10 protein-coding genes are annotated in these 11253 nt (G+C 46.8%); 8 read left to right on the forward strand and 2 right to left on the reverse strand.

Annotation, left to right across the window (positions count from 1 at the left end; translation table 11 throughout):
- Nucleotides 1-7: 7 nt before the first annotated feature.
- From JT717_RS06075 to JT717_RS06090, 4 genes are all read left to right on the forward strand, one after another.
- Nucleotides 8-379 (forward strand): CoA-binding protein, encoded by a 372-nt coding sequence (locus tag JT717_RS06075; RefSeq protein ID WP_205509309.1) that lies wholly within the window; start codon nt 8-10, stop codon nt 377-379.
- 197 nt (nt 380-576) lie between these two features.
- A complete protein-coding gene (locus JT717_RS06080; RefSeq protein WP_205509310.1) occupies nt 577-1035 on the forward strand; it encodes a hypothetical protein in 459 nt (152 codons plus the stop codon).
- Nucleotides 1036-1111: 76 nt separating this feature from the next.
- On the forward strand, nt 1112-2698 hold the full coding sequence (locus tag JT717_RS06085) for a T9SS type A sorting domain-containing protein (RefSeq protein WP_205509311.1): 1587 nt from the start codon (nt 1112-1114) through the stop codon (nt 2696-2698).
- A 62-nt stretch (nt 2699-2760) separates the two neighbouring features.
- Entirely contained in the window at nt 2761-3234 is a 474-nt protein-coding gene (locus JT717_RS06090; protein ID WP_081146811.1) for a ribonuclease H-like YkuK family protein, read from the forward strand.
- A gap of 94 nt (nt 3235-3328) precedes the next feature.
- Here JT717_RS06090 and yihA read toward each other — a convergent pair whose 3' ends face one another.
- The gene (yihA, locus tag JT717_RS06095) at nt 3329-4000 is read right to left on the reverse strand and encodes a ribosome biogenesis GTP-binding protein YihA/YsxC (RefSeq protein WP_240347858.1); all 672 of its coding nucleotides are present in this window, start codon (nt 3998-4000) and stop codon (nt 3329-3331) included.
- Nucleotides 4001-4100: 100 nt separating this feature from the next.
- Between yihA and ubiE the strand changes: the two genes are divergently transcribed.
- The 4 genes from ubiE to JT717_RS06115 all read left to right on the forward strand — a co-directional run bounded on the left by ubiE (nt 4101) and on the right by JT717_RS06115 (nt 7921).
- Nucleotides 4101-4850, forward strand: coding sequence for a bifunctional demethylmenaquinone methyltransferase/2-methoxy-6-polyprenyl-1,4-benzoquinol methylase UbiE (gene ubiE / locus JT717_RS06100; protein ID WP_205509313.1), 750 nt, complete (start codon nt 4101-4103; stop codon nt 4848-4850).
- Complete coding sequence (porT, locus tag JT717_RS06105) at nt 4817-5563, forward strand: type IX secretion/gliding motility protein PorT/SprT (RefSeq protein WP_205509314.1); 747 nt, start codon at nt 4817-4819, stop codon at nt 5561-5563. Before ubiE ends, porT begins: the two co-directional genes overlap by 34 nt.
- Nucleotides 5564-5655: 92 nt before the next feature.
- On the forward strand, nt 5656-6273 hold the full coding sequence (locus JT717_RS06110; RefSeq protein ID WP_205509315.1) for a porin family protein: 618 nt from the start codon (nt 5656-5658) through the stop codon (nt 6271-6273).
- A 70-nt stretch (nt 6274-6343) separates the two neighbouring features.
- Complete coding sequence (locus JT717_RS06115; RefSeq protein WP_205509316.1) at nt 6344-7921, forward strand: c-type cytochrome; 1578 nt, start codon at nt 6344-6346, stop codon at nt 7919-7921.
- A gap of 65 nt (nt 7922-7986) precedes the next feature.
- Here JT717_RS06115 and JT717_RS06120 read toward each other — a convergent pair whose 3' ends face one another.
- Nucleotides 7987-11088 (reverse strand): T9SS type A sorting domain-containing protein, encoded by a 3102-nt coding sequence (locus JT717_RS06120; RefSeq protein ID WP_205509317.1) that lies wholly within the window; start codon nt 11086-11088, stop codon nt 7987-7989.
- Nucleotides 11089-11253 lie beyond the last annotated feature (165 nt).

Raw genomic sequence — 11253 nt, forward strand, 5'->3', positions numbered from 1 at the left:
ATAACATATGGAAAGAGCTAATAAAAAGACATTGGTACTGGGCGCTTCGGAAAATCCGAACCGTTATAGTTTTCTGGCTATAAATAGTTTACGCAGGCATCAGCACCCGGTGGCAGCCATTGGCCGGAAGCAGGGCCGGGTATCGGATGTTGATATAACCACTGAGAAAAAACCCCTTGATACGGTTGATACAGTTACCCTCTACCTCAATCCCCTGCATCAGAAAGAATACTACGATTATATACTATCCCTTCAGCCAAAACGTATTATATTCAATCCTGGCGCAGAAAATGCTGAACTGTATGAGCTTGCAAAAAAGAACGGCATTCAGCCATTGGAAGCCTGCACTTTAGTGTTGTTAAGCACGGGCCAGTACTAAATAGTGATAGTAAATACCCCTAGTAGTATCCATATTTAACACTCATAAACATCGATTATTCCCCTGTTGTAAAATAACCGAATATCATTTTCGTTCTACATTTGTGTTAGATCGAAAGGCACAAAGATCGATAGACTAACACACCCTAAGACCCATACCAACGTAATCCAGATCCGTACAATTTAAACCCGTACAAAATGAAAAACCAACAAGCTGTCGGGCTCTTAGTGGCATGCTTATTCGCATTCCAAAGCTTATCGGCCCAACAACAACCCATCACCCAAAGGCCTTTTCTAAACAAGGCTACCTCACTTAACCAGCTTCCGTTAAAACTGGAATGTAATCTTTCTTTATTAAAAAAGTTGTCCTCTTCCCGCGTATCGGAAAAAGTAGACCTGGCGCTCGGCAATTTCGAATTTGCCGGCGAACTGGTTGAAAAAGTAAAACAGGCAGCCGGTGTGGAAACCATGAACATCCGTTCAACCACAATGCCCGGCGCATTCTGTACGGTATCGGTAATTACCCAGCCCGACAATTCGCAAAAACTGGTAGGCCGCATCATCAACCCCCATGCAGATGAGGTACTGGTACTAACAGAAGAAAACAACCGATATTACTGGATAAAGAAACCGAAAGCCCATTTCCTGGTTGAATAAACATCCTGAGCGCGTATAACCTATAGAAACCTTTTGAGCACTATTTAGTTTAACCTCCAAATCCGCATCAGATCCAATGAAAACCATTTTCACCCTACTGTTTTCACTTGCAGTTACGTCTACCTTGCAAGCACAGGTTCCCTCCCTGAACAGTTATCCATCGGCCAGGGCCACCATTTACCTTGACTTCGACGGACAATACGTAACCGGCACCTCCTGGAACTGGAGCGGCCCTATTAACGCCCAGCATTCGGGCTTCACTACCGATGGCATGACCGAGATCTTTAACCGGGTTGCCGAAGACTACCGCATTTTTAACGTTAACATTACAACCGATTCAACCGTATACGCAGCAGCCCCTTTGAAGCAACGCATGCGGGTGATCATTACCCCTACCCACCAATGGTATGGCAGTGCAGGCGGCGTAGCCCTGGTTGGCTCTTTTTCCTGGGGCGACAATACACCTTGCTGGGTATTCAGCAGTCTGCTCGGAACAAATCCCAAGTATGTGGCCGAAGCTGCTTCGCATGAAGCCGGTCATACCCTTGGCCTGCAACACCAGAGTGCTTATACCACCGCCTGTCAGAAAACCGAATACAATCCCGGCACCGGAACTGGTGAAACCAGTTGGGCGCCTATTATGGGTGTAGGGTATTACAGGAACATTACTACATGGCACTATGGCACCAACGTGTATGGCTGTAATTATTACCAGGACGATATGGCCATCATTTCGGGCCCGGCCAACAATTTTGGCTACCGCACCGATGATATTGGCAATACGCATATGTCAGCCACTTCTGTTGGATTTACCAACACGGGCTTTACTACTACCGGCTTAATAAACTCCGGTACCGACAAGGATGTTTTCAAATTTACAATTGCTAATCCAACCTACGTTCACCTGAGTGCAGTGCCGCAGAACGTAGGCTCTAATAATTCAGGCGCTAACCTCGACATCAAAGTAAGCCTGTTGAACGATAAAGCAGATACCATTGGCCAGTACAATCCTGCTGCTTTAGTGAATGCCAGCATCGACAGTAACCTGAACACGGGTACTTATTACCTGGTGGTGGAAGGCACAGCAAATGCACACCTGGTTAAAAACGAAAGCCTGGGGTACTATTCCATCAGCGCTTCACCTATAGCTATATTACCTATTCACCGGCTGGCATTATCAGGTAAGGCAAATGCAGGAACACATACCCTGAGCTGGTCGTATGAGGCCGATGAAGCGGTTAAACAGATCGAGATCCAGAACTCAAGAGATGGCGTTCGCTACGAAGCGCTGGCCCAGCTAAGCCCCGGTACCAGGAACTTCTCATGGAAGCCATTAACTGACAATGCCCCTTTTTATCGCGTGCGCGTGATCACTGCGGCTGAGGAAAGATCATACTACTCGAACGTAGTTACACTGCGCGACAGAAACGACGATAAAGCTCTTGCAAGGATCATGAACACCATGGTCACTAATGCGATCGTTGTTAACGCTGACAAAGAAAATAACTACCAGGTACTCGATGGCACCGGCCGCCTCTTACAACGCGGAAAACTTGTTTCCGGCACAAATAACATTGATATAACAAATGCACAAAAGGGCCTGGTGCTGCTTAAAATACAGGGCGAATCGGAGACTGCTACCTGGAAATTAATAAAACAATAATAAGCATCTGATTTGGTAAAAAACGGGTTTTTCGGTAAATTCGAAAAACCCGTTTCGCTATGATGTTATGGAGAAAATTTAATGGCGACCCGATTGACCTGCCAATTATCGATGCCGTTGAGAATGCGATCAAACGAGAAACTGAAAAGGGGTATCACCTGAAAGTTTGTATCGGTACCGATTCACAGGTAAAGGGTGCAGAAACAGAATTTGCTACGGTGATTGTTTTTCTACGTGAAGGACATGGAGGTTTCATGTTCATACACAATGAAAAGACCAGGAAACAATACAGCATCAAAGAAAGGATGCTTGTAGAAGTGGCCAAGAGCATCGAGATCGCTTATGATCTTTGTCACCTGTTCACCCTGTACAATGTAGACATGGAAGTGCATGCGGACATTAATACCAATCCGCATTTCAAAAGCAACGATGCCTTGAAGGAAGCCATGGGCTACATTCTGGGAATGGGCTTTGCCTTTAAAGCCAAACCTGAAGCTTTCGCCAGTAGCAGTTGTGCCAATAAAGTAGTTAACTAGAAACCCTCACGCAGCAAACGGAGGGTTTTTTAATGTTCAGTTGTGTACACTTCACAACTCGGGGTCTTGTCGCCTCTATTGTTTGTAACACGTATCACATGTCGCTTTCGCTTCCTGCATTAGCCGCCTCAATATTACAGGCATCAATAAATTGCAGTAATTTTTCCCTTCCCATTTTCTTCTCGGCACTGGTCACAAAATGTTGTGGTAAGAACTGCCAGGTCTTACGCATGGCGTCAAGGAATGACTTTACATTCTTACTCACTTCTTTTTGCGTTTCTTTATCGGCTTTAGTAAATACCAGGGTAAACGGCACCTGCCATTCGCCTAACTGGTTTATAAAATCAAGATCGAGCTTTTGCGGGCTGTGCCGGCTGTCGATCAGCACAAACACGTTGATCAGGTTTTCGCGGTTACGGAGATAGTTCTCGATCATTTTCTCCCATTGTTTACGCTGCGTTTGCGAAACTTTGGCAAAGCCATAACCCGGCAGGTCAACCAGGTACCAGGCAGTAGTTTCCGCGCGCCTCGCTGCAGCGGGAGCATTTGGCCCGGAAATGCTTTTTATATCGAAATGGTTGATCAATTGCGTTTTGCCGGGCGATGCAGATGTTTTGGCCAGTTTGTGGTTATCACAGATCATATTGATCAATGAGGATTTGCCCACGTTACTGCGGCCAATAAAAGCATATTCGGGCCGGTCGGCCTTGGGACATTTGGTATAATCAGGGCTGCTGATGAGATAGGTGGCTGACTGAATGATCATGCTGCAAGATAGAACTAGTTTATGGTTTGAAGTTTGCGGTTTCTGGTTCTTCACCCCTAAACGATAAACCACAAGCAATAAACTATTAACTTTGCCGCCCATGTCGAAATATTCACACGATAATATAGTGCCGTTCAACGAGTCGAAGCAGACCAAAAAAGAGCAGGTAGCGGCCATGTTCGATCAGATCGCCTTCCGGTACGATTTTCTGAACCGCTTTTTATCGGGCGGTATCGATGTCTCCTGGCGTAAGCGTGCCATTAAGGAGCTCAAAGAGCTAAATCCCCGCATGGTGCTGGATGTGGCTACCGGTACTGCGGATGTAGCCATAATGACATGGAAGTACCTGCGGCCAGAAAAAATTGTTGGCATAGATATTTCGGAGGGAATGCTTGGATTAGGCCGGCAGAAGATTGATAAATTATTGCTTAATAAGCAAATAGAATTGTTAAAGGGCGATAGTGAGGCAATAAATTTTCCCGACCAGACGTTTGATGCCATTACAGTGGCCTTTGGTGTACGGAACTTCGAAAACCTCGAAAAAGGACTCTCGGAAATGTTCCGTGTATTAAAGCCTGGTGGTAAAGTAGTTATACTTGAATTCTCGAAACCCCGTAAAACGGGCTTCAAAAGTTTATATAACCTTTACATGAACATCGTTGCGCCGCGTGCGGGGCAATGGCTGTCGAAAAACAAAGACGCGTATCAATATTTGAATCAATCAGTAAAAGCATTTCCCGAAGGCGAAACATTTCTACATATTTTACAACAAGTTGGGTTTACGAATACTACACTAAAACGGCTGAGTTTAGGAATATGTACAATTTATTGCGGCGTAAAAGCCAGTTAAAAGGATGGGCAGCAGGGCTAATGCTTTTGGTTACCTCTCAACAGGTAAACGCTCAATTAAGGGATGCATTGAATCTTCCCGATCATGATAGTAAAAAATATTATCTGGGTATTGGGCTTATTTACAACAACTCCCGCTTCCAGGTAAGCCAGCACCCCTCATTTCTCAATGAAGACAGCGTAATGGTGTCGGAGCCGGAAAATGTAGGCGGGTTCGGACTGGCGGGTATGCATACCCTGCGTTTGTCGAACCGCTTTGAACTGCGGGCGATTTTTCCCCAATTATTATTCGCTTATAAGAATCTCACCTATCATATAAAGCACCCCGATGTAAGTAAAAATGAACAACCTATCATGACAAAAAGGGTTGAAAGCATCTTACTCGGTTTGCCCATACACCTCAAATTCAGGAGCGACCGCATCAATAATTTCAGGGTATACATGTTCGGGGGCGCCAAATTCGAGTATGACCTGGCCTCCAATTCTACCGCCCGCAAAGCAGAGGACCTGGTAAAACTGAAAAAATACGATTTTGGGGTAGAAGCCGGCATTGGCTTCAACTTTTACTTCCCGGTATTTATTCTTTCGCCAGAGATCAAGGTGAGTAACGGTCTGTCGAATATTCACTCCCGCGATGTGAACCTTAAATATTCCCGCGCCATCGATCAGCTGAACTCCCGCATGATCGTATTTTCGCTTATATTCGAAGGTTAATAGTAAGGGTTCGGAAAAAATGATCACACAGGTAAGTAAGGCATACTGATGCCATTGCTCCTGTTTTTTATTTTTTAAACCCCTTACACACAATGAAGTTTTATCCTTACCTGATTGTAGCAAGCCTGTTCATTTGTAAGATCAGCACCGCCCAAAACCACATTCATTTTGGCATAAAAGGAGGCTGCGGGCTTTCGACTTTTGAATACAAAAAAAGGGATCGGGGCTATTATAACCTGGAGCTTACCTGGACACCCAGCTTTTACGGCGGGTTTATGGCAAATGCCCCCTTCGGAAAATTTTTCTTTCAACCCGAAGTACTTTATTCACTTCGCGGATTTCGCTATCCGAATCATACCCGGGGCACCCGGTATCATTACCTGTCTATGCCATTGCTGCTTGGATTTAAACCTTTGAAAAACCTGAGCATCCTGGCAGGCCCCGAGTTTGGGTATGTGCTTTCATCGCGGTCGCATTTTACTATGAACGGACCAGCCAATACTACCAAATACATTACATACAGGAATACGATTGATATCGATGCCGGTTTAGCCTGGGCCATCACCCCCAAACTACAGGCTGAAGCCCGTTATGTATGTGGCATTAAACCTTTATACAGGGAAGCAACTACATCAGGGACCAATCCGGAATTTAAAAAGGACGGTTATGGTTATGTTTTTCAAATCGGAGCCAGTTACCGGTTAAGATAATACCACAAGCAGCTTTTAATGTATGGAATATACATCCCCTGACATCTTACTGTAACTATACACCCAGCGTATGAAAACATCCCTCGTTATTATAGGTCTGCTGGTAACCGCTCTGTACGGCTGCAACCAGCGTGACAAAACAACTAACCGCTTACTTGGTCCCGGCAGACTGGCCTCCCAGGTCTTCCAGATAGACAATAGCAAAGACACTATCCTGCACACAAAAAAAGGAGCGATCATCCGTATTCCGCGGGGCGTATTGTCTTCGGTTAATAAAACAGTGCAGCTGGAGGTGAAAGAAGCTTACAGTATGCAGGATATTTTAAGAGCGGGATTAACCACCCAAAGTAACGGCCGGCCATTAAGCAGCGGCGGAATGATCTATATAAATGCAGTGGGCGAAAACACCGTAAAGATCACTCAGAAAATATCGATTGCGATACCTGCCCCTTTCCTCGAGAAGAACATGCAATTGTTCAAAGGCGAAATGCAGAGCGATAGTACTATTAACTGGACGGATCCCAGGCCGCTGGCCGAAAATCCACAACTTACTGCCCTCGAGGCGGGTAAGTCTTTATTCGATGTCAATTGTGCTTCCTGCCATAGTCTTGCCAAAGACCTTACCGGTCCTGCCCTGGCGCATATAATGAAAAGATCATTTCCTGCACTGTATGATACCACGCAATATGGCCTTGATCATTTTTATGAATTCACCCGCAACCCGGCAAATGTGATGGCGCGTGAAGGCTATTATCGTTGTTTAAAGGAAAAATTTGGGGGCGCCGTCATGACACCATTCGATTTGACAGATACCGAATTGGATCAGCTCTATGCCTGGGTTGAGAACGAATCGGAGCGCAGGGCTTTACCTGTACCTGACAACGGCATTTTGAAGTGCCGGGATAGTTGCCAGCGCTACCTGGAAACAAGCGCCCGATGGAATAAAATAAAGGCCGGATTGGAGAACGACACCGTTGAGATGGTGCAGGAACATAGAACATTTGCCGCCGGACAGCCGCCATTGCCCGATACTGCAGGCCCGCCTACTAAAGTATCACCGCTTAGTAACAGCGCTTTGTATTATCAATTTACGGTGGAAGCATTCGGCTGGTACAATATAGATATGCTGCTCAGAAGCAATGCCGACCTCAAACTAAGCGAGCTCAGGGTACGCATCCAGGGAGCCTATAAAGAACGATTTCATCTTTACCTGCTGATCCCTGCTGTTAAAACGATGGAAGCCGGTGGCCCGCTGCCCGATGAAGCGGATACCTATGGTTTCTTTGAAGCCGACGGCACCATTCCCCTGCCCCAGAACACAAAGGCTTTTGTTATTGCCATGGGTGAACACGAAGACCAGGTCATCTTTGCCTCAAAGGAATTTATAACCCGCGAAAAACAAGTCATTGATCTGTCACTGACGGCGACCACGAAAGAAGCGTTTCAGCAACAGCTCGCAGCACTGTCATTAAATGACATTGCTATAAAGGTAAATGATACAAAGAATGCAGCAGCACTAAGACAAGCCATTAGAGAACTGAAGAACGCCGAACAGTTGAAACCCAAACAATGCGATTGTGACTGTTTCGTGATCACACCCATACCAACGAGAACAGCTGCTGAAACGGAATACCTGCGGGACTATTAATAAAGCTGGCGGCCTTATAGAAACAACCCGGTCATGAGATGACCCGGTTGTTTATTCAGCATGCTTTATTTTACTTTCTGCAGCATTTGATGCCAGATCACTTCATTACCAGTTACCAGCTGCAACACATAGATCCCATTTGCCAACGCAGCAGGGTGCAACAAAATGGTATTGTTGCCTGAAGAAAGAAGCTGGTTCAGCCTATACAATTCGCGGCCGGTCAAATCAATGATCCGGATCGCAGCTGGCGCCACCTGACCGGCATACAACTGTACGCGTAGCGTAGTTTCAAAGGGATTGGGCGTTACCGACAATACAGTCGTGTTCCAGGTTTCATTGGCAATGCGAATGATATTGCTGTAACGCGCTATACCATCCGTATCTACCATACGTAAGCGATACCAGGCATTGTTTATCACCGGTTTGTGATCGGCATAGGTGTATTTAACACGGTTAATGCTGTTGCCGGTTGCTTTCACCTTTCCAATCTCAGCATATGCACGGCCATCGTCGCTGCGTTCAATGGCAAAATGATCCACCTGCTCTTCGATGACCGTTTCCCAGCTGAGCTTCGATCGCCCTTCAATATAGCGGCCGGTGAAGTAAGCCAGGGTAAGCGGCAGTGCCGAACTTACAGTAATGGTAGCCGCTGCGCTTGACACACATCCTGCCCCGGATAAAGAAACCGCTTTTACCAGCACATTAAAGGTTCCAACCGAATTAAATGTATTGGTAGGAACTGATAAACCGCTACCCGTTCCCCACTTAGAGACCGCATAATTGGTAGTGGCTGCACTGGCATCTGTTACCGAATAAATAATACCCGGTTGGGTGGTGGTTATGTTATAAGTAACGGTTTGTCCCGTTTGAATAGAAGAAGATGTGGGCGAAATAACAGGCGTTGTTGGCAAGGCACATCCCAGGGTAACGCTGCCACTGCAATTGGTTCTTTCAGCCGCGCCGGTGGCTTGTGTAGTGGCTGTTAATACGCCGCCCGCATATAAAGAATTGCTGTACGTTGAATTTAAACCAGTGATGGTCCATGAGGTGGCGCTGCTGACACTTACAGTTCCAATGCTGATACCATCGAGGTATAAGCGGATGGTTCCGGTAAATGCACTGGGCAATGTCCCCGATACGGAGGTGGTACTGGCGGTGTAGGATCCTGTAATGGTTGGGCAAACAGTAGTTGCAGCCAAAGCGGTAGCGGCAGTAGAAGCAACGCTGGCGGCACAGCTTCCATTCTGTTGGGTAGCTGTATAACTCCTGGTAGCTACCGGTGTATAGGTAAGGATCCATGTTCCGTCAGCCTGCACACTCGCTGTACCTATACTCACCCCATTCTCCAGAATGGTGACGATAGCACCAGCAGGCTCGCCCGACCTGCCGGTGATGCTTGTTGAACCTGCCGACAGGTTGCCATTGTTGTCCGTTATAATCACAGGAGGCGTGGTAAAACATGAAACCGTACGGGCTGCCACGGCGCTTACACAGCCCCCACTTACCTGGGCCACTACATTTACAACGTCGCCCTGTGTCAATACCAGGTTGCTGAAACTATAGTTACCTCCTGTGGCGGTAGCAGTAGTTTGTAATTTACCATTCACATACAGCCGCACGGTGGCGCCACTGGTGGCCGTACCAGAAACCATCGTTGAGCTGCTGTATAAATTGGTTTGTGTAATAACAGGTGTACTAGCTGGTGTCAATGTAAGGCAACCAAATACCGGTCCCGATTCACATTTACCGGCCTCCTGTGCAGTTAATGCATAACTGCCGTCAGGCACGTCATTGGTGGCACTTGTACAGGGATCAGTGCCGCCGCCACTGGGACCATCGTACCACCAGGTGGTAGCTGTGGGATAGGTTATTCTAGAAACAGTGGAATTATCATCAGCAAATAGGGTAAGACCTGTTGTGGTGACCGTATATAATCTTACGGCTGCATTGGCAGGCCGGTTACCCTTCATTCCTTTACGTTCAATACAGGTAAAGTCCAATCCCGTAGTAGTAGATGTGTTAGCAGGAGAACAGCTTACCACCTGCACACTGTTGGATTGCAAACACATGGATTCGCCGGCGGCCTGGGCTCTTGCATATAATATGTCGCCACTGGCCACCGTAATACCAGTTATGCTCCAGGTATTGCCAGAGCTTACGGAAGTAGTGCCGGCAGAAATCCCATTTTTATACAGGGTGATGGTAGCCGTTAAAGGTTTTGTAACATCAAGGGCTGTCCAGCTGCCGCTGACGGTAATGCCACTGCCTGCCTGTACGGGGCTGGTAATGGTCGGCGATGCTGTACAAACTGTACCTGCGCCACTACCAGCGTTCGTTAAATTGGTCAATGTAACCGGCGGCGTATTATTGATCGCTGCTTCCCAGCTTTTCATAGGGTCTTTCAGAGAACCGTCATTTACGCCAAAAATATCAGATTTCGGTCCGCCAATGGCGGCTGCAGGCGCCATTACCGTAGTGGCGGCCATCCGTAAAGGGGTGCTTGCTGTAATGCCCAGCACGCTGATGGGTACATAAAAATCATAAAAATAATCGGGGGTAGAAGACACCGTTGACAATGCTACCGAAACCTGGGAATGGGTATTGATGCCATAGCTGTTGATCAAAGTAGGAGAACTTGTACCATCTACATTGTAAACAGCGACCCTGAAATTGGTTTCCAACACTACTTCCAGTTCAAAACCCGGGTTGCCATTTACTCCTGTTGTTGCCGCCTGATAATTGGGATCGGCAGCAGCACCGGTATTGCCCATTTTCGCATCTGTATCTATTAATACGCTATACCCTTTGGAGCCACTAACAATGCTGCCGAGCCGCAGGCGGAACAGCAGGTTGGTACCATCGTTGTATACATAAAAGCCGCTGCCATCAACCTGGCGAACCAGGTCGCTGTACAGGTCAGCAGGCCCTCTTAGCAGATCGGCCGTAGGTTCCAGAAAGACCGGGGGAATCGTTTTGTATGGTATTTCACTTTCCGTGATATCGCTACTTATAAAACCACTGGTACCGGTGGAAGAAAACTCATCACCGTTGGGGTTAAGCGGGGTCACCCCGTTGCCTGCTGCCGGCCTCACAATAATGCCGGGCGATTGGGCCATCATTACAGTGATAGTAAGAATGCAGCATGAAAAGAGCAGCAATCGTCTCATGGCTTAATGGTTTTGAAAGTTGGTAATTGTATTAGTTATAACAAATATAACTTATTTGCATCTTCGTTTAAGCGTCATTTATACGGGATTATACAAAATACCTTGCTGCCATATTAATAGAGCGAGGGCCTCTTCGGGTCGCATGGACGTTAAGGAAAGTTCCAC

The sequence above is a fragment of the Longitalea arenae genome, assembly GCF_016924755.1.
Lineage (GTDB): Bacteria > Bacteroidota > Bacteroidia > Chitinophagales > Chitinophagaceae > Niastella > Niastella arenae.